This is a genomic window from Coleofasciculus sp. (assembly GCF_046565525.1).
Classification (GTDB): domain Bacteria; phylum Cyanobacteriota; class Cyanobacteriia; order Cyanobacteriales; family Coleofasciculaceae; genus Coleofasciculus.
The window spans coordinates 14,321-35,052 of record NZ_JBKHUP010000064.1 but is presented as its reverse complement, the minus strand read 5'-3'; the positions used below and the strand labels follow the sequence as shown (position 1 = coordinate 35,052).

34 protein-coding genes and 1 pseudogene are annotated in these 20,732 nt (G+C 47.1%); 30 read left to right on the top strand and 5 right to left on the bottom strand.

From position 1 onward, the window contains the following. The 5 genes from ACLGGO_RS22000 to ACLGGO_RS21980 form a co-directional block, all read right to left on the bottom strand. The gene (locus tag ACLGGO_RS22000) at positions 1–354 is read right to left on the bottom strand and encodes a hypothetical protein (protein WP_446336547.1); all 354 of its coding nucleotides are present in this window, start codon (positions 352–354) and stop codon (positions 1–3) included. A 227-nt stretch (positions 355–581) separates the two neighbouring features. Further along, complete coding sequence (locus ACLGGO_RS21995; protein ID WP_446420904.1) at positions 582–809, bottom strand: hypothetical protein; 228 nt, start codon at positions 807–809, stop codon at positions 582–584. Further along, a complete protein-coding gene (locus ACLGGO_RS21990; protein ID WP_446420903.1) occupies positions 802–1,902 on the bottom strand; it encodes a hypothetical protein in 1,101 nt (366 codons plus the stop codon). The genes ACLGGO_RS21995 and ACLGGO_RS21990 overlap by 8 nt, the downstream gene beginning before the upstream one ends. A gap of 41 nt (positions 1,903–1,943) precedes the next feature. After that, positions 1,944–2,453, bottom strand: coding sequence for a helix-turn-helix domain-containing protein (locus tag ACLGGO_RS21985; RefSeq protein WP_446420902.1), 510 nt, complete (start codon positions 2,451–2,453; stop codon positions 1,944–1,946). Then, complete coding sequence (locus ACLGGO_RS21980) at positions 2,450–2,896, bottom strand: DUF6932 family protein (protein WP_446420901.1); 447 nt, start codon at positions 2,894–2,896, stop codon at positions 2,450–2,452. The genes ACLGGO_RS21985 and ACLGGO_RS21980 overlap by 4 nt, the downstream gene beginning before the upstream one ends. 627 nt (positions 2,897–3,523) lie before the next feature. Here ACLGGO_RS21980 and rplC point away from each other — a divergent pair. The 30 genes and pseudogenes from rplC (at position 3,524) to rpmE (ending at position 20,681) form a co-directional block, all read left to right on the top strand. Beyond that, positions 3,524–4,159, top strand: a complete 636-nt coding sequence (rplC, locus tag ACLGGO_RS21975) for a 50S ribosomal protein L3 (RefSeq protein ID WP_446420915.1) — start codon at positions 3,524–3,526, stop codon at positions 4,157–4,159. 80 nt (positions 4,160–4,239) lie between these two features. Then, positions 4,240–4,872, top strand: a complete 633-nt coding sequence (gene rplD / locus ACLGGO_RS21970) for a 50S ribosomal protein L4 (RefSeq protein WP_446420900.1) — start codon at positions 4,240–4,242, stop codon at positions 4,870–4,872. Further along, positions 4,865–5,167, top strand: a complete 303-nt coding sequence (locus ACLGGO_RS21965; protein WP_446336549.1) for a 50S ribosomal protein L23 — start codon at positions 4,865–4,867, stop codon at positions 5,165–5,167. Before rplD ends, ACLGGO_RS21965 begins: the two co-directional genes overlap by 8 nt. A 155-nt stretch (positions 5,168–5,322) precedes the next feature. Beyond that, the gene (rplB, locus tag ACLGGO_RS21960; RefSeq protein WP_446336550.1) at positions 5,323–6,186 is read left to right on the top strand and encodes a 50S ribosomal protein L2; all 864 of its coding nucleotides are present in this window, start codon (positions 5,323–5,325) and stop codon (positions 6,184–6,186) included. Positions 6,187–6,226: 40 nt separating this feature from the next. After that, positions 6,227–6,502, top strand: coding sequence for a 30S ribosomal protein S19 (gene rpsS / locus ACLGGO_RS21955; protein ID WP_446336551.1), 276 nt, complete (start codon positions 6,227–6,229; stop codon positions 6,500–6,502). Between the two features lie 69 nt (positions 6,503–6,571). Beyond that, positions 6,572–6,934 carry a 50S ribosomal protein L22 gene (gene rplV, locus ACLGGO_RS21950; protein ID WP_446336552.1) on the top strand — a complete coding sequence of 121 codons (363 nt, stop codon included), beginning with the start codon at positions 6,572–6,574 and terminating at the stop codon, positions 6,932–6,934. A gap of 59 nt (positions 6,935–6,993) precedes the next feature. Beyond that, complete coding sequence (gene rpsC / locus ACLGGO_RS21945) at positions 6,994–7,719, top strand: 30S ribosomal protein S3 (protein ID WP_446336581.1); 726 nt, start codon at positions 6,994–6,996, stop codon at positions 7,717–7,719. Positions 7,720–7,802: 83 nt separating this feature from the next. Further along, entirely contained in the window at positions 7,803–8,216 is a 414-nt protein-coding gene (gene rplP / locus ACLGGO_RS21940) for a 50S ribosomal protein L16 (RefSeq protein WP_446336553.1), read from the top strand. Between the two features lie 12 nt (positions 8,217–8,228). Beyond that, positions 8,229–8,453, top strand: a pseudogene (rpmC, locus tag ACLGGO_RS21935) (50S ribosomal protein L29); the annotation flags it as partial. A 159-nt stretch (positions 8,454–8,612) separates the two neighbouring features. Continuing rightward, on the top strand, positions 8,613–8,861 hold the full coding sequence (gene rpsQ / locus ACLGGO_RS21930; protein WP_446336555.1) for a 30S ribosomal protein S17: 249 nt from the start codon (positions 8,613–8,615) through the stop codon (positions 8,859–8,861). A gap of 175 nt (positions 8,862–9,036) precedes the next feature. Further along, positions 9,037–9,405, top strand: a complete 369-nt coding sequence (rplN, locus tag ACLGGO_RS21925) for a 50S ribosomal protein L14 (RefSeq protein ID WP_446336556.1) — start codon at positions 9,037–9,039, stop codon at positions 9,403–9,405. Further along, entirely contained in the window at positions 9,405–9,755 is a 351-nt protein-coding gene (gene rplX, locus ACLGGO_RS21920; protein WP_446336557.1) for a 50S ribosomal protein L24, read from the top strand. The genes rplN and rplX overlap by 1 nt, the downstream gene beginning before the upstream one ends. A 102-nt stretch (positions 9,756–9,857) precedes the next feature. Continuing rightward, a complete protein-coding gene (gene rplE, locus ACLGGO_RS21915) occupies positions 9,858–10,403 on the top strand; it encodes a 50S ribosomal protein L5 (protein ID WP_446336558.1) in 546 nt (181 codons plus the stop codon). 24 nt (positions 10,404–10,427) lie between these two features. Then, on the top strand, positions 10,428–10,829 hold the full coding sequence (rpsH, locus tag ACLGGO_RS21910; protein WP_446336559.1) for a 30S ribosomal protein S8: 402 nt from the start codon (positions 10,428–10,430) through the stop codon (positions 10,827–10,829). A gap of 61 nt (positions 10,830–10,890) precedes the next feature. Further along, on the top strand, positions 10,891–11,430 hold the full coding sequence (gene rplF, locus ACLGGO_RS21905; protein ID WP_446420899.1) for a 50S ribosomal protein L6: 540 nt from the start codon (positions 10,891–10,893) through the stop codon (positions 11,428–11,430). A gap of 2 nt (positions 11,431–11,432) precedes the next feature. Next, positions 11,433–11,795 carry a 50S ribosomal protein L18 gene (rplR, locus tag ACLGGO_RS21900; protein ID WP_446336561.1) on the top strand — a complete coding sequence of 121 codons (363 nt, stop codon included), beginning with the start codon at positions 11,433–11,435 and terminating at the stop codon, positions 11,793–11,795. Between the two features lie 24 nt (positions 11,796–11,819). Continuing rightward, entirely contained in the window at positions 11,820–12,341 is a 522-nt protein-coding gene (rpsE, locus tag ACLGGO_RS21895) for a 30S ribosomal protein S5 (RefSeq protein WP_446336562.1), read from the top strand. Between the two features lie 80 nt (positions 12,342–12,421). Further along, positions 12,422–12,871 (top strand): 50S ribosomal protein L15, encoded by a 450-nt coding sequence (gene rplO / locus ACLGGO_RS21890; RefSeq protein ID WP_446336563.1) that lies wholly within the window; start codon positions 12,422–12,424, stop codon positions 12,869–12,871. 242 nt (positions 12,872–13,113) lie between these two features. Further along, positions 13,114–14,460 carry a preprotein translocase subunit SecY gene (secY, locus tag ACLGGO_RS21885; protein WP_446336564.1) on the top strand — a complete coding sequence of 449 codons (1,347 nt, stop codon included), beginning with the start codon at positions 13,114–13,116 and terminating at the stop codon, positions 14,458–14,460. A 169-nt stretch (positions 14,461–14,629) separates the two neighbouring features. Beyond that, positions 14,630–15,181, top strand: a complete 552-nt coding sequence (locus ACLGGO_RS21880; RefSeq protein ID WP_446420898.1) for an adenylate kinase — start codon at positions 14,630–14,632, stop codon at positions 15,179–15,181. A gap of 431 nt (positions 15,182–15,612) precedes the next feature. Beyond that, positions 15,613–15,837 (top strand): translation initiation factor IF-1, encoded by a 225-nt coding sequence (infA, locus tag ACLGGO_RS21875; protein WP_006100613.1) that lies wholly within the window; start codon positions 15,613–15,615, stop codon positions 15,835–15,837. 88 nt (positions 15,838–15,925) lie between these two features. Next, on the top strand, positions 15,926–16,039 hold the full coding sequence (gene rpmJ, locus ACLGGO_RS21870; RefSeq protein ID WP_015186054.1) for a 50S ribosomal protein L36: 114 nt from the start codon (positions 15,926–15,928) through the stop codon (positions 16,037–16,039). Between the two features lie 59 nt (positions 16,040–16,098). Then, the gene (gene rpsM / locus ACLGGO_RS21865; RefSeq protein ID WP_446336566.1) at positions 16,099–16,482 is read left to right on the top strand and encodes a 30S ribosomal protein S13; all 384 of its coding nucleotides are present in this window, start codon (positions 16,099–16,101) and stop codon (positions 16,480–16,482) included. A gap of 49 nt (positions 16,483–16,531) precedes the next feature. Further along, on the top strand, positions 16,532–16,924 hold the full coding sequence (rpsK, locus tag ACLGGO_RS21860) for a 30S ribosomal protein S11 (RefSeq protein WP_446336567.1): 393 nt from the start codon (positions 16,532–16,534) through the stop codon (positions 16,922–16,924). A gap of 274 nt (positions 16,925–17,198) precedes the next feature. Further along, a complete protein-coding gene (locus ACLGGO_RS21855) occupies positions 17,199–18,146 on the top strand; it encodes a DNA-directed RNA polymerase subunit alpha (RefSeq protein ID WP_446361717.1) in 948 nt (315 codons plus the stop codon). Positions 18,147–18,237: 91 nt separating this feature from the next. Next, entirely contained in the window at positions 18,238–18,588 is a 351-nt protein-coding gene (gene rplQ, locus ACLGGO_RS21850; RefSeq protein WP_446336569.1) for a 50S ribosomal protein L17, read from the top strand. A gap of 9 nt (positions 18,589–18,597) precedes the next feature. Further along, on the top strand, positions 18,598–19,449 hold the full coding sequence (truA, locus tag ACLGGO_RS21845) for a tRNA pseudouridine(38-40) synthase TruA (RefSeq protein ID WP_446420897.1): 852 nt from the start codon (positions 18,598–18,600) through the stop codon (positions 19,447–19,449). Between the two features lie 24 nt (positions 19,450–19,473). After that, positions 19,474–19,929, top strand: coding sequence for a 50S ribosomal protein L13 (gene rplM / locus ACLGGO_RS21840; RefSeq protein ID WP_446336571.1), 456 nt, complete (start codon positions 19,474–19,476; stop codon positions 19,927–19,929). Beyond that, positions 19,929–20,345: a 30S ribosomal protein S9 gene (gene rpsI, locus ACLGGO_RS21835; protein WP_446336572.1), complete on the top strand. Its 417-nt coding sequence runs from the start codon at positions 19,929–19,931 to the stop codon at positions 20,343–20,345. The genes rplM and rpsI overlap by 1 nt, the downstream gene beginning before the upstream one ends. A gap of 90 nt (positions 20,346–20,435) precedes the next feature. Beyond that, the gene (rpmE, locus tag ACLGGO_RS21830; RefSeq protein ID WP_446336573.1) at positions 20,436–20,681 is read left to right on the top strand and encodes a 50S ribosomal protein L31; all 246 of its coding nucleotides are present in this window, start codon (positions 20,436–20,438) and stop codon (positions 20,679–20,681) included. Positions 20,682–20,732: the final 51 nt, after the last annotated feature.

The following is a 20,732-nucleotide window of genomic DNA, read 5'->3' as shown; positions in this document are numbered from 1 at the left end:
TTATATTGCCTTAAGCTTCAGCAATGCCTTCGCCTTAGCTATCCGTACCAAATGTTCAACATATTCATACTGCTGCCACAATCGCTCCTCTTGGGCTGTTAACCCGATTGTCCGATTCTTTTCTAGCAGGTGTTCAATGTGCTGCTGCAACACCGGAGATGGCTTCAGTGCCAAAATTTCCTCTGGAGTTGGCAGATTCGCCAAAAACTCCAAAACGTCTGTCAGTCCAGAAAATCCAGATTGAGCATCCCCATTCCATTCCCGCAACCCTAGTTCTAAAATCTGCGGCAACTGATCTTGCAGTGGACTCAATCGGAGTGCCAACTCATCTGAGACTTCAACGCTAATCTGCATTCTCTGAATTTAAATATTTGCCAAAGTATTCAGCCTCATTTTAACTTATCGCACTAATTGGGTTGGGCAGATTTGGTGTGGCGAACGCTGTTGGCAATTCCGGGTGATGAGTCGGAATTGGTTTGGGTGGGGACAACTTAGGGGTTCTATTTAGGTACGTCTGACAAGTGGGAGATAGTGTCTGAGGTTGAGCATCGCCCGATTACAGCCTTTTGCCCAAAGTCCAATTAACTTTCCAGGATACCAGCAATTGAACATAAACAATTTCCAACAGCATCAACACAGAAATTCCAGCCAGCTCTTGGCGTTTCGGGAATTGTTGACGCTCCCATTAATTGAAAAATAGGCTCCAGTTCAGGATTACCGATGTGTGCTGAACCTATGCGGAGTTCATTTAAACCGACAAGAGGAGCCGTCATTGATTGAGCTTGTGGCTCGTCCAATCCCTTAGCCATCAAAATCTTCTCTAAAAGCTTTATCTGCCTTAGCTTTTTGTCTACTACAAAAATTAACTAATTCCTGGGAATTAATCCCTACATCAATCGGACCCCTATCACCAGGTAAGGAAGCTACTCCCCAGTTCCGCATATGAAAAAATACGCTGTATCCAGGAACTTGCAGATACTTTTGCAGAACCTCTGGACGGAAATATAAATATCCTAACCATCCAATCTCGCTGCTAGAATTTACCAAATAAGTGTTTTTTTGCAAAGCTTGTCTCTTCCCCTCATCATTCACTATAAAGCTTGGCAACTCTGATTCTTGTATCGGTTCTTCTCCAAAAAAATACCAAGGACTACGCTCAAAGTTCGGTCTATCATAAGGTTCGATTATGAAATTCCGGCGCAAAATAGAGCGTCCGCGAAAAGAACTATGCTTAGTGAAATCAGGAGTATGTATATTTGTTGAAATCCAAGTAAGCTCATCAATTTGCTTGTTTTCACTTGGCTCAATCTCAAGCTCCTCTTCTGTTGCTGCATTTGCAAAACGATCAGCAGTTACAGAAATTAGTAACCCCATGCCCAAGGCTGATAAGAAATCACGTAAATAGTCCCGATGAATGATTACCCGAGCTGTAGGATCGTAAGTTTTATGAGAATCCAGGTTAGTCTCAGCAACTAGGATATTATCTATTGGATGGTAATGCTGAGACTGATTTCTTTTGTGCAAAGCATGATAAGTGATAAACTTATGACTTAACTCAACAGAGAAATCCTGACTAACTGGATGCTTAACTAATCGAGCTAAAGCATATAGCTTAATATCTCTATATTGGGAATAGTCTCCAAAGCTAAATTGATCATCGGAGTTCCAGCCTACTTCAAAAGTTAACCTATAAGGCGACGTAATCTTAGTAGCAGCCATCTTGAGCTGCTCGACTGGAACAAGAGCAGAGTGAATCAGCCATTCTTCGCGCCGCCAATCTGGATCTTCAAATTTACTTGATTCATCTCGCCAAAAACTTTCAACAGTTATTGAAGTACCAGCCGTAGGATTGTAAGGAGGCTTTTCCCTGTCTGAATATTTAAACCAATCACGCAGCTTCATAGAAGATAACCTTAAAACTTTAACTTTACCAAACTAAACAATCAATCCCGATTTCTTGTATGAGATGTTAGCAATTCTTCTTTAGTAATCGGGGTTCTTCTCAGCGTATCTAAAGGAATTAAAAACTCCCCGTTTTGAATTTTAATATCTAGGGCATCAATCACAAATCTGACATTCAGGAAACTGGCATCTTCGTAATCATTACCTTCATAGCGTTTGATTTGCTCTTCCGTCAGTCCAGCTAAGTTCGCTAGTTCTTGATGGCTGAGTTTAGCCGCCATACGCGCTTTAATTAAAATTTGCGGTAAATAGTCAAGATCGTCGAGCTTCAGTACGATAGGGCTGTGGCGATCATGGGATGTAAGTCTTTCATATTCAGCGATTTCTGCTTTTAATTTATCGAGATGAGATTGTAATGAACTTCTCATCAGCTCCCAGCCGTCAGGGTCATTTGTTTTCCTGGCTTCATCCCTCTCTGTTGCGGCTATAGATTTTTCAAATTCTCCGATAAGCCCCTGAGTAACTGTATACTCTTTTTCATCTTTAATCATAAGTTACACCTCACTAAATCTATGGCAATAATCCCTTTTTTATTGTACTTTCTATCTTGCTGAAATAATTCAAAAGAATCCATTCCGTAATTGCCGATGGGTTGGTCGGATGGAAAGATTTCACCTCCATATTTAGCTTTCTGTCCAGCACGGTCATAATGATTCAGTAATCGAGGAGCATGAATTCTGAGATAGTCTATATCTACCTCTTCTCTATCCCAACAGGCATCGAAATCCCCTGGGTCTGCTTTGATGGTAACAAAGCTGCCATTGATATACATTGTCCGGCAACCTGCTGCTTTTAGCTGCTCCATTGCCATTTGCAGTCCCCGTATTAAACGCAACCTAAGCGCATTGGTTCCAAATCGTTCTACAAATTCCTCCCATTCGCAAAAATGCACTCCTGGTGGTAGATTGCCGTTTTCGTCGAAGTCTGGAATCACTCCCTTACGCCTGTTCCACAAATTAATTGTCCAGCTTTTGAGCGTACCATTTAAGGTGGAGGCTTAGACCAGGTGCATGGCGGTTTGGCGGGTTCCCCAGATTGTGAATGAGCGTGTGGCTTTCCAGGCGAGCTGGCTCGGATACATAGAATTGTCTCCAATTTCCTAGACAAAGCCAAGGAATTATTCTATACTGATCAATTGTGACCAAATTGCCAGTTGCGCGATCGCGAACTTACTCGATCGCAACTTAGGTCAACAGAAGCTGTGGTCTTGGATTTATCAAGTCAAAACCACCAAGTTGAGGTCTGCTAGTTCTACAGTAGAACTAGAGTGAACTCAGATAAAAAAGCCAGATAGCTCTTGTAGTGGCAGCTTCTGACCTTTGGCACTTGCACTGCGCCTCGTGGGGATACTAAGGAGATAACACCTTAAGTCCCAGCGTTCAAAGGCGACGCGGTTAGTCAGTACTAACCCAAATTTCCACAACTAACCAGGCAAGAATGAACCTCAATCGAGGCAATCCCTGTCGATTAGTCAGGAAGATAACCTGCTGAGGCACTAGCGGATTCACAAGTGAATCCACGCCAAATTTGCCTCGCTGTACCGTCTAGAAAGGAGAAGCCAGTGTCTGTCGGTATCCTCGGCACGAAACTCGGCATGACCCAAGTCTTTGACGAGGAAGGACGCGCCCTTCCTGTCACAGTCGTTCAAGCGGGTCCTTGTCGGGTGACTCAAATCAAAACCAAGCAAACGGATGGCTACATTGCTGTGCAACTGGGCTATCACGAAGTTAAAGAAAAGGCAGTTAATAAGCCAGAAAAGGGGCATTTAGCCAAGTCCGAGGCTCCCCCCTTACGTCACCTGCGTGAATATCGCCTAGATAGCACCGACGAATTCCAACTTGGTCAAGTTGTGAACGTAGAAATATTTAGTGCGGGTCAACTGGTCGATATCTCTGGAAAGACCATTGGTCGTGGTTTTGCTGGCTATCAAAAACGCCATAACTTTAAGCGCGGACCAATGGCGCATGGTTCCAAAAACCACCGCCTACCCGGTTCCACTGGCGCCGGAACAACGCCCGGTCGTACCTTCCCTGGCAAGAAAATGGCAGGTCGTTATGGCGGTAAACGTCAGACCATTCGCAAATTACAGGTGGTGCGCGTAGACGTAGAGCGAAACCTGCTGATTATTAAAGGGGCAGTTCCCGGTAAGCCAGGAGCGCTTTTAAACATTGCACCCACAAATAAAGTCGGGAAATAGTTATTCAGGGTTCATGGCTCATTTTTGATGCCCACCGATGAATCTTGAACAACCAGAATAAAGACTAAGGACTAAAAACTATGGTCGATTGTATAGTACGAAACTGGCAAGGGGAAGAAGTGGGACAAGCAACCCTGGAGCTGAAAGTTGCTAAAGAAGATAGTGCGTCTCACATTGTTCATCGAGCATTAGTTAGACAAATGGCTAATGCTCGTCAAGGAACAGCATCAACGAAAACCCGCGCTGAAGTTAGAGGTGGCGGACGTAAACCGTGGCGGCAAAAAGGCACCGGTCGCGCTCGGGCTGGCTCAAACCGCTCACCCTTGTGGCGAGGCGGGGGCGTCATCTTTGGTCCTAAGCCCAGAGACTATAGCCTGAAGATGAACCGCAAAGAGCGGCGCTTGGCACTGCGAACAGCATTGCAGAGTCGATCTGAGGATCTGATTGTCGTCGAAGATTTTGCCGATCAATTGACCCGTCCTAAAACCAAAGACTTGCTAGAGGCGATCGCGCGTTGGGGAATTGATCCAAATCAAAAAGTCCTGTTAATTCTACCCCAACCGGAACAGCAGGTTTATTTGTCAGCGCGTAATGTACCAAGCCTTAAGCTAATTTATGCAAACAGCTTAAATATCTACGACGTATTAGAAGCGGACAAAATCGTCACCACCAATACAGCCCTTGCCACAATCCAGGAGGTTTACAGTGATTAAATCCAACCCCGGCGAATTGGCAGACATGGTGATTCGCCCAATTGTTACTGAAAAAGCCACGTTGCTCTTAGAAGATAACAAATACGTCTTTGATGTTGTTCCCAAAGCCACTAAACCTGAAATCAAAGCGGCAATAGAAAGCCTTTTTGATGTCAAAGTTACTGGTGTCAACACCTTAATGCCACCTCGCAGAAAGCGTCGCGTCGGCAAATTTGTCGGCTACAAGCCCCAGTACAAACGGGCAATTGTCACCTTAGCTTCTGGAGACTCGATTACGCTGTTCCCAGAAGTATAAAACAAGGTTGACCCAACGCCCTTGCTCAAGGGATCTGGTTTTATGTAGGGGCGGGTTTGATTACTATCGTTTCTTACCTAACCCAGATGTAAGTAAACCCGCCCTGAGCGAGTGAAAGAGTTTTCAATAACGAAAGACAAATAAAGGATAGTTTTATGGGAACTCGTAGTTATAGACCCTACACACCTAGTACCCGCCAGGTGACCATCTCAGACTTTGCTGAGATTACCCGCAGTGAACCCGAAAAATCACTAACTACATCCAATCACCGTCCCAAAGGTCGCAATAATAGGGGCGTGATTACCAGTCGGCGCCGTGGTGGTGGACACAAGCGCCTCTACCGCATCATCGACTTTCACCGGAGCAAGCACAATATTCCGGCTAAAGTAGCAGCCATTGAATATGACCCCAACCGGAATGCCCGGATTGCCCTGCTTTACTATCAGGATGGCGAAAAACGCTATATTCTGCATCCGGCTGGTTTAGAAGTGGGGGCGTCCGTAATTTCTGGACCCGATGCTCCCATTGAAGTTGGCAACGCTTTACCTCTGAGCAATATCCCTCTAGGAACCAGCGTCCATAACGTGGAACTGGTGCCTGGAAAAGGCGGTCAAATCGTCCGCGCGGCTGGAGTTAGCGCCCAAGTCGTCGCCAAAGAAGGGAACTATGTCACCCTGAAGTTACCCTCCACGGAGGTTCGCCTGGTGCGGCGGAACTGCTATGCCACTATTGGCCAGGTCGGGAATAGCGAGGCTCGTAACCTAAGTTTAGGTAAAGCCGGTCGTAGCCGTCGCTTAGGACGCCGTCCCAAAGTGAGAGGAAGTGTCATGAACCCGGTGGATCACCCCCACGGTGGTGGTGAAGGCAGAGCGCCTATTGGTAGATCCGGTCCAGTCACACCATGGGGTAAACCGACTTTGGGAGCTAAAACTCGCAAACCGAAAAAACAAAGTACATCTTTAATTGTCCGCCGTCGGCGCAAATCCTCGAAGCGAGGACGGGGTGGACGTCAGGCTTAACGCTTGCATTCAATTATTGACCATTAACCACGTTTAGATTATGGGTCGTTCTTTAAAAAAAGGTCCATTTATAGCCGACAGTCTTCTGAGTAAGATTGAAGCTTTAAACAGTAAAGGCGAAAAGCAGGTGATTAAAACCTGGTCACGCGCCTCAACCATTTTGCCGCAAATGGTGGGTCACACCATCGCCGTTCATAACGGGAGAACCCATGTGCCGGTTTTTATCAATGAGCAGATGGTGGGGCATAAACTGGGCGAATTTGCCCCAACTCGCACCTTTCGCGGTCATTCCAAGGGCGATCGCCGGGCGCGTTAATCGGTAAAATGCCGTTTGAGGAGTTGGCAGGTTGACTCTCGCTCTTGCCCATTAGAGATCACAAAAACTATGGCGACAATAGATACAACAGCAGAAACCAAAGCGATCGCACGTTATATTCGCATGTCCCCCTTTAAAGTTAGGCGGGTTCTCGATCAGATTCGTGGGCGTTCCTACCGTGAAGCCCTGATTATTCTGGAATTTATGCCTTACCGGGCGTGCGAACCTGTGCTGAAAGTCCTACGATCCGCCGTGGCGAATGCCGAACATAATGCGGGTCTAGATCCGGCAAACTTAGTGATCACCCATGCCTCTGCCGATATGGGACCAAGCTTTAGGCGCTATCGCCCCAGAGCCCAAGGTCGAGCTTATCAGATTCGCAAGCCAACCTGTCATATCACGGTGGCGGTTTCACCTCAAGTTGAGGACTAGTCAATCATCATCAATGATCACGATTGACAACGGACAAATACAAACTAAAGGAAGGATTCGTGGGACAAAAAATTCATCCAATTGGTTTTCGCTTAGGTATCACTCAAGAGCATCGCTCCTGTTGGTTTGCTGATACCAAGCGTTACCCAGAAGTCCTGCAAGAGGACTACATCATCCGACAATACGTCGAAAAGAACCTGAGTAACGCCGGAATTTCTACAATTCGGATCGAACGCAAAGCCGATCAAATTGATTTAGAAGTCCATACAGCTCGACCCGGTGTCGTGGTTGGTCGTGGCGGGAGTGGCATTGAATCCTTGCGTACAGGTCTACAAGACCTTTTGGGGAGTAATCGTCAAATTCGCATCAATGTCATTGAAGTCGCCCGGGTGGATGCCGATGCGGAACTAATTGCTGAGTACATTGCCCAACAGTTAGAACGCCGTGTGTCCTTCCGTCGAGTTGTCCGTCAAGCCATTCAACGGGCGCAACGGGCAGATGTCCAAGGGATCAAAGTGCAAGTCAGTGGTCGCCTAAATGGCGCTGAAATTGCGAGGACGGAGTGGACTCGTGAAGGTCGAGTTCCCTTGCATACCCTACGAGCGGATATTGATTACTCCTACCGTACCGCTAGTACCATCTATGGGATTCTGGGTGTGAAAGTCTGGATTTTCAAAGGTGAAATCATTCCGTCTACAGAAGAAGTCGCCCCACCAGCGACAGCGCAACCCCGTCGCCGCCAACAACGGCGTCGCCAGCAATTTGAAGATCGTTCCAATGAGTAGTTATTTGTCCAAAGTCCAAAGGTGAGGTGACAACGGGCAAACGATAAACAACCACGACTAACTGATAACGGACCAAAATAACTATGTTAAGTCCTAAGCGAACAAAATTCCGCAAACAGCAGCGTGGGCGGATGAGAGGTCAAGCGACTCGCGGTAACTCCCTCAATTTTGGGGATTTTGGATTGCAAGCGATCGAACCTTCCTGGATTACTGCCCGTCAAATTGAAGCCGGTCGTCGAGCGATGACTCGCTACATTCGTCGGGGTGGAAAAATCTGGATTCGAGTATTTCCAGATAAACCTGTGACCATGCGCCCCGCTGAAACTCGTATGGGTTCGGGGAAAGGGTCACCTGAATATTGGGTGGCTGTGGTTAAGCCAGGTCGAGTTTTGTATGAAATCGCTGGTGTGTCCGAACCCCTTGCCCGCGAAGCCATGCGTCTAGCGGCGAACAAATTTCCCATTAAAACGAAGTTCATTACCCGTGAAGGGGAATAAGTAGTATACGTTATGCCTTTGTCCAAAATAGACGACGCCAGAACGTTAAGCGATCAAGAATTAGCGGATGGAATTGTAGTTGCCAAGCGTGAGCTATTTCAACTGCGGTTGCAACAAGCAACCCGCCGCTTAGAAAAACCCCATCAGTTTAAGCATCTGAAACATCGTATTGCTCAGATGATGACGGTGGCGCAAGAACGGCAATTGGCAGCAGTTTCTGAAGAGACAACCCCACCAATGGTGAGCGATTCAGCCCCTGTAGCGACAACCGCTACAGCCACGACTCAACCCCCTCAAGCCGAGGTAGAAGAGTCGGTTAGTGAACCCGAGGCGACTGAAGTCACCCCTGAATCCTCACCATCTGAGTCTGAGGCAAAAGAAGAGGAGTAAACCGCGATGGCAGTTAAAGAACGAGTTGGTTTGGTGGTGAGCAACAAAATGGATAAAACCGTAGTTGTTGCTGTCGAAAATCGATCGCCCCACCCGAAATACGGCAAAATCGTTGTCAATACCAAGCGATACAAGGCACACGATGAAGAAAATCGCTGCCAAGAAGGCGATCGCGTCCGCATTCAAGAAACACGACCTCTGAGTCGCACGAAACGCTGGCAGGTTACGGAAATTCTTAATAGTGCCTCAACTTAAGGAGTGTTGACCCAACGCGACCTCGAGGGAACCGGGTTTTGGGTTTGGAATTCTCTCGAATGCTGGCATACTCGATCGGGGGCACGAGTCCAATCTGGGTCAGGTGAGAAACGATCATAGTGAAAAGAGCCCCTACGTGCCTCACAACTCATAACTCTTAAAGAGTAGAAATCCCATGATTCAACAACAAACGTATTTAAATGTGGCTGATAATAGCGGTGCGCGTAAAGTGATGTGCATCCGCGTTCTCGGTTCTGGAAATCGGCGTTACGGCAGTGTTGGTGACGTGATCATTGCTGTGGTTAAGGATGCGATTCCTAACATGGCAATCAAAAAGTCCGACGTAGTTCGGGCAGTTATTGTCCGCACTCGCAAAGGATTGCGTCGGGAAAGCGGGATGAGTATTCGCTTTGACGATAACGCTGCTGTGATTATTAACGCCGATGGCAATCCTAGAGGAACTCGTGTATTTGGTCCTGTGGCGCGAGAACTGCGGGACAGAAATTACACAAAAATTGTGTCCTTGGCTCCGGAGGTACTCTAATGGCTCAAAAGACAAAAAATGCGCCTGTGCGTTACAAAATGCACATCAAAAAAGGTGACACAGTGCAAGTGATTAGTGGTCACGATAAAGGTAAGGTAGGAGAAATTCTGCAAATATTACCTAAAATTAGCAAGGTGATCGTCAAAGGCGTGAATGTCAAAACCAAACACGTCAAGCCTCAGCAAGAAGGGGAAACGGGTCAAATTGTGACCGTTGAATCTCCGATTCACAGTTCCAATGTCATGCTTTATTCTAATAAGCAAAAGGTGGCAAGTCGGCTCTGTTACACCTTGACTGAGGATGGACGAAAGGTACGAATGCTGAAGAAAACAGGTGAAATTATTGACTAAATTTCTTGGTCAATCGTCTTCTGTGGTAATGACAAAAAGAAAAGGACAAAGGATCAATAAAAATAGCCCCTGACCAAGCCCAGGGAAAGAAGAATAACCCCCATGTCTGACCAATTGAAAACACTCTATCAAGAAACAATTGTTCCCAAACTTAAAGAACAGTTTGGGTATACAAATATCCATCAAGTCCCCCGTGTGATCAAAATAACCGTCAACCGGGGATTAGGAGAGGCATCTCAAAATGCTAAAGCACTCGAATCATCATTGAGTGAACTGGCGACCATTACAGGTCAAAAACCCGTGGTTACCCGTGCCAAAAAAGCGATCGCGGGATTTAAAATCCGCCAAGGAATGCCTGTGGGGATAATGGTAACCCTGCGATCGCAACGGATGTACTCGTTCTTGAATCGCTTAATTAACTTAGCCTTGCCACGAATTCGCGATTTTCGCGGGATCAGCCCCCGCAGTTTCGACGGTCGCGGTAACTATACCTTAGGCATCCGAGAACAACTGATTTTCCCGGAAATAGACTACGACCGTATCGATCAAATTCGTGGCATGGATATTTCAATTATCACAACCGCGAACACCGATGAAGAGGGTCGTGCTTTACTCAAAGAGATGGGAATGCCTTTCCGGGAGAAATAAGCCTGTAAGTATAGGAAGGAAATAATGGCGGCAAACGACACAATTGCAGATATGCTGACCCGCATTCGGAATGCGTGCTTGGTGCGGCATCAAACCACAAATGTCCCAGCAACAAAAATGACACGGGCGATTGCCCATGTCTTAAAAGAAGAAGGCTTTATTGCCGATTTTGAAGAAGCTGGGGAAGGGGTAAAAAAATACATAGTCATTTCGTTGAAATACAAAGGAAAAACTCGCCAACCCATTATCAGAGCGCTGAAAAGGGTGAGTAAACCTGGTCTCAGGGTTTACAAAAACCGCAAGGAATTACCGCGAGTTCTCGGTGGTATTGGAATTGCGATTATTTCCACGTCCAGTGGCATCATGACAGACCGGGAAGCCCGACGACAGGGAATCGGTGGGGAAGTGCTGTGTTACATCTGGTAGCGCTGTTTAAATCAGCCTCTTAAACCTGAAAATTCTTTTGCCTGGTAAGGAGGATAAAATTATGTCGCGTATTGGCAAGCGCCCGATAACAATTCCGAATAAAGTGACCGTGACCATTGACGGTCAACAGGTTACTGTAAAAGGACCCAAAGGAGAACTCCAACGAGTTCTGCCCAAACAAGTCACAGTTGAACAAGAAGGAGAAACAATTGAAGTGCGACGACGGGATGAATCCCGACTTGCCCGTCAGCGCCACGGATTATCTCGCACCCTAGTTGCCAATATGGTAGAAGGGGTTTCCCAAGGTTTTCAGAAGCGTCTAGAAATCCAAGGGGTCGGTTATCGCGCCCAAGTTCAAGGGCGTAACCTGATTCTGAATGTGGGGTACAGTAAACCCGTGGAAATTGTCCCTCCCCAAGACGTGCAGCTAGCGGTTGAAGGGAATACTAACGTAATTGTTAGCGGGATAAATAAAGAAATCGTCGGCAACACAGCGGCTAAAATTCGGGCGGTGCGTCCCCCTGAAGTTTATAAAGGGAAAGGCATTCGCTATGCCGGTGAAATAGTTAGACGTAAAGCTGGTAAAGCAGGTAAGAAGTAACAATGAAACTTACTCGTAAACAATCAGTCCGACGTAGACATCGGCGCGTTCGCCGGACAGTCCAAGGTAGTTCTGAACGTCCTAGATTGGCGGTTTTTCGATCAAATCAGCACATTTATGTGCAGATTATTGACGATGATCAGCAACATACCCTAGTGGCGGCTTCTACTCTAGAACCTGGACTGAAGTCAGAGTTGCAATCAGGTGCCACCTGTGACGCCTCGACTAAAGTGGGTCAGTTAATTGCCCAGCGAGCGCTGGAAAAAGGCATATCTCAGGTTGTTTTTGACCGGGGAGGAAACCTTTATCATGGTCGTGTGAAAGCTTTGGCAGAAGCGGCGCGTGAAGCTGGGTTAGACTTCTAGAATAAGTAGATCAAAATTTAAATTATGGCAAATCGTCGCAAAAGTAGCCGCGCTAAAGAAAAAGAAAGCACCTGGCAAGAACGGGTTATTCAAATCCGTCGAGTTAGCAAGGTGGTTAAAGGCGGTAAAAAATTAAGTTTCCGTGCCATTGTTGTGGTTGGCAACGAGCGCGGTCAAGTGGGCGTTGGTGTGGGCAAAGCCAGTGATGTAATTGGCGCTGTTCGTAAAGGGGTTGTCGATGCCAAAAAGCAAATCATCGATGTTCCCTTAACCAAGTCTAATTCCATTCCTCACCCCTCTAATGGGGCGGCTGTCGGTGCTAAGGTGATGATGCGACCCGCTGCACCCGGTACAGGGGTAATTGCTGGGGGTGCAGTGCGGACGGTTTTGGAATTGGCAGGGGTTCGTAATATTTTAGCCAAGCAATTGGGTTCTAATAATCCCTTGAATAATGCTAGAGCTGCCATTAACGCCCTAGATTCTCTGCGAACTTTTGCCGAAGTGGCTCAAGAACGCGGGGTTGATGTTGAGAAGCTCTATGTCTAAAGGTAGAGTGTTGAGTGTTGAGTTTTAAATGTAGAGACGTGCCATGGCACGTCTGAGTTTTGAGTTTCACGAGCTAGATTATGAGAATCCATACTGTAGCACCCCAAGAAGGTGCAAAGAAACGTCGTCGTCGTGTTGGTCGCGGGATTAGCGCAGGGCAAGGGGCTAGCTGTGGCTTTGGCATGCGGGGTCAAAAGTCGCGATCGGGTCGGGGTACAAGACCGGGCTTTGAAGGGGGTCAGATGCCCTTGTATCGCCGCCTACCCAAGTTAAAACACTTTACGGTAATTAACCCAAAACATTACACTACGATAAATGTAGGTAAGTTAGCATCGCTCCCTGCCAGTACAGAGGTGACTTTACCGTCACTGATGGAAGCGGGTATCGTCACCACTAACGACGGACCGTTGAAAATTCTGGGTGACGGGGAGTTGCATGTATCGCTAAACGTTAAAGCCGCTGCTTTCACGACTGGCGCCCGCCAAAAAATTGAGGCGGCTGGTGGGAGTTGTGAAGTGATTGAGGCGTAACTTTTTAGCGTTGGCGGGTAATGGTGCTGCTAATAGGTTGAGAAAAGTAGAGATACAGTTAGGTCTTGATCTAACCAAGGTCTGTAGGGCGTTTTTGACCGCGCCATCCAGGTTATTGATCTGGAACTCTAATTAAGATACGAAGGGATGCGATTTTAATTGACCCCGAAGTATCCTATTAGAATCCCTGTTTATTTATAACAGGGAGAGGTCAACACTGTGTCATCTGGAGGTATCCCTTTATGGTCGTCAGTCGAGACAAAACTCCAACGGCTCAAGAAACATTTATGCAGATGGCACAAGCTGCCGGTCTTAGAGGTCGGTTGCTTTTGACCATCGGTTTGTTGATCCTAGCCCGGTTTGGTGTATTTTTACCTGTACCGGGAATTGATCGGGAACAACTTTCAACAGCTATCCAAAGTGGAAACGTTCCCATCGCTGGCATTTTAGATTTTTTCTCTGGGGGAGGATTCTCGGCTTTGGGAATTTTTGCCCTGGGAATCTTGCCCTATATTAATGCGTCAATTATCTTACAGTTGCTGACGGCAGCTATCCCCACGCTGGAAAATTTACAGAAGAATGAAGGGGAAGCAGGACGCCGAAAAATTTCTCAGATTACCCGTTATGTTGCCCTGGTTTGGGCAATATTGCAAAGTGTGGGTCTGGCACTATTTGCCAGCCAGTTTGCTACAAATCCGGGAACTCTCTTCTTTGTGGAAACTGTGCTGGCAATTACGGCTGGCTCAATGTTTGTCATGTGGATTTCGGAAGTGATTACCGAACGCGGGATTGGCAATGGTGCATCTTTGTTGATTTTTGTCAATATTGTGGCAGTTCTGCCCCGGACATTAGGTCAAACAATTGAGTTGGCACAGACAGGGGGGCGAGAAATGGCAGGTAAGGTAGTCATTTTGCTCCTGGTTTTCTTGGTGATGATTGTCGGGATTGTCTTCGTTCAGGAGGGAACGCGCCGGATTCCGATTATTTCGGCAAGACGACAAGTTGGGCGTCGCCTCTATCGGGAACGGACGAGCTATCTGCCGCTAAGACTGAACCAAGGTGGGGTAATGCCGATCATCTTTGCCTCAGCGGTTTTGATTCTACCCACTTCCCTAGCTGGCTTTGCTCGCGGTGGTAATAGTGAAGGAGTTTTGGGCTCAATTCTCCAAGCTGTCAATCAGGTGGCAGTATATATCAGTCCGAATGGTCCGACGCCGTGGCTGTATGTACTGGTTTATCTGGTGTTAATTCTCTTTTTCAGCTATTTCTATGCGTCGTTGATCGTGAATCCGGTTGATATGTCGCAGAATTTGAAGAAAATGGGAGCGAGTATTCCGGGAATTCGCCCCGGTAAAGCCACAAGTGACTATGTTGAGCGAGTGCTGAATCGGTTGACGTTTTTGGGTGCAATCTTTCTGGGACTGGTAGCGGTTGTGCCAACGGCTGTAGAAAGTGCCACTGGAGTGACTACGTTTAGAGGGCTGGGGGCTACCTCGTTACTGATTTTGGTCGGTGTGGCAATTGACACGGCAAAACAGGTTCAAACATACGTGATTTCACAGCGTTACGAGGGTATGGTTAAGCAGTAAAATTGCTGCTATGTCATTGGTGACTTTTCCTTTGTTCATTGTTGATTGAACCTAAATTGGGGGGGTACAAGAGAATTCACAGCTAACTTGAGAACCCCCTTGATCCCATCAAATTGACAAAGGACGAATGACATAAGACATAAGACATAAGGCATAAGACAAATAACCAATGACACGATTAGTTTTTTTAGGACCACCAGGGGCAGGAAAAGGAACACAAGCTCAGCTAATTGCTCAGCTTTATCAGATTCCTCACATATCTACGGGGGAGATTCTACGGAGTGCGATCGCGCAATTAACACCACTCGGACAAAAGGCGCAGTCTTATATGGATCGAGGGGAGTTGGTGCCAGATGAATTGATTCTGGATCTAATTCGCGATCGCCTCGATCAACTTGATACTCAAGCGGGTTGGATTTTGGATGGGTTTCCGCGCAATGTCAGCCAAGGGGCTTTTCTGGAAAATCTGCTTCAGGAGCTTGATCAGCGGTGCGATTATGCTATTTATTTGGATGTCCCCGATGAATCAATCCTGAAACGTTTACTCTCACGGGGACGCCAAGATGATAATGAGCAGACGATTCGGCGACGCCTAGAAGTCTACCGCCAACAGACGGCACCGGTGATTGAGTTTTACCGCGATCGCTCAATCTTACGCGAGATTGATGGGGATAGACCTATGGACGAGGTTACGGGCTCTCTCAAGCAGGTGATGTCCTGAAATCTGGAGGAGTTAAGCCCCCAATGCCAAAGCCGGAAAAGGAACCCCGTCTCACTTTTGACGGATGTTCTCCTCTCGCTGAAGTCGTTACTATTTCTAAGGCTTCCATTAATTTGGACAGCTTCCCCAGTTAGGTGGGGAAAACATCTGGACGGGTAAGTGCCGTCACTGCCAGAATGAAACTCCAAAGTAAGCTGCCGGTTTCTAGCTATAAGTAGACACGAGCAATTTCTGACCCTTACTGGCTTAGGTCTTATGTAATGGCAACTCTTCTAGGGAGCCGCTCATGGTGTTTCAACTTTTCTTAACACTAACCAAGCAAAAAAGCCGTTTGAGGGAGGATTTTGATAAAATATGTTAACACTCCCTGGACAAATCTGTATCTGTGTGGAGGGAAACTTAGTGACCCATAGTATTGAGGAACGACAAAATTGGCTAAGCAAGACTTAATTGAAATGGAAGGGACGGTAACCGAATCCTTACCGAACGCCATGTTTCGGGTAGACTTGGACAACGGCTTCAACGTCCTTGCCCATATCTCTGGCAAAATCCGCCGCAACTACATCAAAATCTTACCGGGCGATCGGGTCAAAGTTGAATTGACCCCTTATGACTTGAGCAAAGGTCGAATCACCTACCGCCTTCGCAAAAAATAACAATCGTTATGGCTAATTTCAGCGAAAATTTGACTTTAGCCCAAAAAAATGATATGATAATATGCTTGCGTTGTAACTAAAAAAGCCAATGAAGGTTAGAGCATCAGTCCGCAAAATGTGTGAAAAATGTCGCGTTATTCGACGCCGTGGTCGAGTAATGGTTATTTGTCAAAACCCCAAACATAAGCAACGTCAGGGGTAATCTACAGACTCTATAAGACTTATTTGTAGCACAAAACCAACAAAAGGGAGAAAAATACCGTGGCAAGAATTGCCAGTGTAGACCTACCTCGCGATAAACGAATAGAAATTGGTCTAACCTACATCTACGGAATTGGGCTATCTCGCTCCAAAGAAATTCTCAGTAAAACGGACATTAATCCGGATACCCGAGTCAAGGATTTAAGCGATGCTGAGGTAGCCAGCCTGCGATCAGTGGTAGAGGGCGACTATCAAGTCGAGGGAGACTTAAGGCGCTGGGAATCGATGAATATCAAGCGTCTCGTCGATATTGGCACCTATCGTGGGCGTCGCCATCGCCAAGGCTTACCGGTGCGCGGTCAACGAACCCGCACTAATGCCCGTACCCGTCGTGGTAGACGTATTGCCGTTGCTGGGAAGAAAAAAGCACCGGCGAAGAAGTAACACAATTATTCAGTTCACACCCATCACTAAGATAGCCAAATAAAGCGATATGGCGCGACCAACTAAAAAAACTGGTACAAAAAAGCAGAAACGAAACGTTCCCAACGGAATGGCATTCATCCAGTCTACCTTCAACAATACCATCGTCACTATTTCTGACACTCGAGGCGATGTGGTTTCGTGGGCGTCAGCGGGATCAAGTGGCTTTAAGGGCGCTAAGAAAGGCACCCCCTTTGCGGCTCAAACCGCTGCTGATAATGCCGCCCGCCGAGCCATTGACCAAGGAATGCGGCAAATTGAGGTAATGGTCAGTGGTCCTGGTGCAGGTCGAGAAACGGCTATTCGCGCACTGCAAGGGGCAGGACTAGAAATTACCCTGATTCGGGATGTCACGCCAATTCCTCATAATGGTTGCCGTCCTCCTAAACGACGTCGTGTCTAGGAACGGGAAATCGGGATAGGAAATTGGGTAAGCAAAACCAAGGGTTGAATTCAGTTTGTATCTCAATGAAACCTTCAAGTCGGCTTACCCCTTATCGGTCTAGACTCGACAACAGAATCAAGTGTCAGCATTGAGGAAGTTATGCCGACCAACCACTGATACTTTGCTTATTGCCACTTGTACCAAATTGTGGGTTAGGCGCAACAGAATTTCAAAAGTACTAGCAAGAGTGCTTTTGATGGGGTCCTATGAATTAAAGGAGGGAGGTCACTCCGTGGCGCAGTTTCAGATTGAGTGCGTAGAATCCAAAACACTAAAGAATCAAAGTCAATATAGCAAATTTGTCCTAGAACCTCTCGAACGCGGTCAAGGTACAACAGTTGGCAACGCCCTGAGAAGGGTTCTCCTGTCTAACCTGGAAGGTACAGCGATTACCGCTGTGCGGATTGCTGGAGTCAATCATGAGTTTGCCACCATTGAGGGAATCAGAGAGGATGTTCTAGAAATTCTCCTGAATATGAAGGAAGTCGTCCTCAAAAGCTATACACCTGGACCCCATATTGGTCGAGTCATGATCACTGGACCCTCAACCGTGCGATCGGCTCAGTTTGATTTACCGTCGGACGTAGAATTTGTTGATCCGGGTCAGTATATTGCGACTCTAGCCGACGGAGCCAAACTGGAAATGGAGTTCCGTATCGAAAGAGGAAAAGGATATCGCTCTGTAGAACGGGGTCGTGATGAAACATCCTCGGTTGATTTCCTGCAACTTGACGCCGTATTCATGCCGGTGACCAAGGTTAACTACAGCGTTGAGGATACTCGTGTTGACGGTTCCCTGGAAAAAGACCGTTTAATTTTAGATGTTTGGACCAATGGCAGCGTGTCACCCCAGGAAGCACTGAGTCAAGCCGCTAGCCTTCTTGTGGATTTGTTCAATCCCCTGAAAGATATCGAGCTGAAGCCAGAGCCAGTGGGAGGTCCGGTCGATGAAGATCCAACCAGCCAAATTCCGATTGAAGAACTACAACTGTCGGTGCGGGCGTATAACTGCCTCAAGCGAGCGCAAATTAACTCCGTTGCTGACTTATTAGATTATAGCCAGGAGGATCTCCTAGAAATCAAGAACTTTGGTCAAAAGTCTGCCGAAGAAGTCATAGACGCCTTGCAAAAACGCTTGGGGATTACATTGCCCCATGAAAAATCGGCTAAACCAACTTAAGCATTGAGAATAAATGGCTAATCGTCAACTCGATTAGCCATTGGATTGAGAAATTGTTCATTGTTGTGGGATTGTAGAGGAATAAAAGAAAATGCGTCATCGTCGTCGAGTACCCAAACTGGGAAAACCAGCCGACCAGCGCCGAGCGCTGCTCAGAAGCCTCGCTACGGAGTTGATTCGTCATGGTCGAATCACTACTACCAAAGTACGGGCAAAAGCCGTGCGCTCCCAAGTGGAAAAAATGATTACCTTGGCAAAAGATGGCTCCCTAGCATCTCGCCGTCAAGCCTTGGGTTATATTTACGACAAGCAGTTAGTTCATGCCTTGTTTGAAGGGGTGAATGATCGCTATGGCAATCGTAATGGTGGGTATACTCGCGTACTCAGAACCCTGCGCCGTCGTGGGGATAATGCGGAAATGGCAATTATCGAGCTAGTTTGAACTCAAGTTATGTCCGATCGCGAGGCTAAGCCAACTCAACGCATTGCCCTAGTGATTCAATACCTAGGGACAAAGTTCTATGGTTGGCAACGACAGCCTCACCATCGCACGGTGCAAGGGGACATTGAGCAAGTTCTGTCCACCGTCGAAGGAAAACCTGTAACCTTACACGCTGCAGGGCGTACTGATACAGGCGTTCATGCCGCTGCCCAAGTGGCACATTTTAACAGTACTCGTCCGATTCCCGGTGAGCGATGGATGCCCCTGCTGAATAGCCGACTACCGGAGGATATCCTGATTCGGACATCAGTCCCCGTACCCGCGAATTGGCATGCTCGCTTTTCGGCAATTTGGCGTCGGTATCGGTACAGTATCTATACAGACGCTTGTCCTAACCTTTTTGTGCGACCGTTTAGTTGGCATTACTATCAGGCTCCCTTAGATGAACATCGGATTCAGGAGGCGCTTAATCCGCTAGTGGGCAAACACCACCTGGCAGCATTCCACCGGGCTAACTCCGGACGCAAGCATTCCTGGGTCACAGTTCAGGACACCCAATGTTACCGAAATGGTTCATTTATTCATATTGAAATTCAGGCGGATGGATTTTTATACGGCATGGTGCGGCTACTCGTCGGCATGCTGGTAGAGGTAGGGCGGGGCAAACTTCATCCCCAAGAGTTTACTCAACTGTGGGTGAATCAACAGCGGGAGCAAATCAAATATGCGGCGCCAGCAAAGGGTCTGTGCTTGTTACGAGTGGGTTACCCAAACTCGCCGTTTCCGCCAAAAACTTGGTTTGATACTCAGCCGAAGTTTATGTTGCCGACCCAGATGCCCACTCAATTGTGTTTAGGTTAACTGTTTACGTAATCAAAAAAACTCATGCAAAAAACTTACCTGCCGACTCACGATTCCCTAGAACAAAATTGGTACGTTATTGATGCCGAAGGTCAACGTCTGGGACGATTGGCAACTGGAATTGCCATGATTCTTAGAGGGAAAAATAAGCCGACCTATTCTCCCCACATGGATACGGGGGACTTCGTTATCGTCGTCAATGCCGAGAAAGTCGTCGTTACGGGAAAAAAAAGCAGTCAGAAGCTCTATCGCCGCCACTCCGGTCGTCCAGGCGGGATGAAGACTGAAACCTTTGAGCATTTACAAGGGCGCATACCGGAACGGATTATCGAAAAGGCGGTTAAAGGGATGCTGCCCAAAAATTCCCTAGGTCGCAAACTTTTTACTAAGCTAAAAGTCTATGCGGGTGAAACTCATCCCCATGACGCTCAAAAACCTCAAACCTTAACCATTAACACCATTCCAGGAGAACAAGACTAATGCAAGCAACAGAACCGATGGAAAATCGTGCGGTTTACTGGGGAACCGGTCGCCGTAAATCCTCAGTCGCCCGGGTACGCCTAGTTCCGGGTACGGGTCAACTTATTGTTAATGGTCGTCCCGGCGATGTCTACTTTAATCTCAATCCAGCTTATTTAATGGTGACCAAAGCGCCATTGGAAACTTTGGGTTTAGAGAATGATTACGACATCTTAGTCAATGCTCATGGTGGTGGATTGACGGGACAATCGGATGCCGTTCGCTTAGGCGTGGCGCGGGCGCTTTGTGAACTTGATCCGGACAATCGCTCTCCGTTGAAGAGTGAAGGGTACTTAACTCGCGATCCCCGTGCCAAAGAACGGAAGAAATATGGCTTACATAAAGCCCGCAAAGCTCCCCAATACTCGAAGCGTTAAAATTTGGGTAATACAATAAGGATAAATTGGGGTGAGTTCGCCCCAAACTACAGAATAAAGAAACGCTTGCTCGACTAGAGGACAGTAACAATGCCAAAATCTGATATTCATCCCCAGTGGTATCCAGACGCCAAAGTCTATTGCAACGGAGAAGTTGTGATGACTGTTGGCTCAACCCAGCCGGAACTTCATGTTGATGTGTGGTCGGGGAATCATCCCTTTTTCACGGGAACCCAAAAAATTATTGATACGGAAGGTCGTGTGGAGCGCTTTATGCGGAAATACGGCATGTTAGAAGGGAATGCCTCAGAGCAGCAATCGTCTAAAGAGAAATAGCTAGGTAGGTTGAAGTGTGGAGAGACGTTAGCGAAGCCTAACTCTTAATAG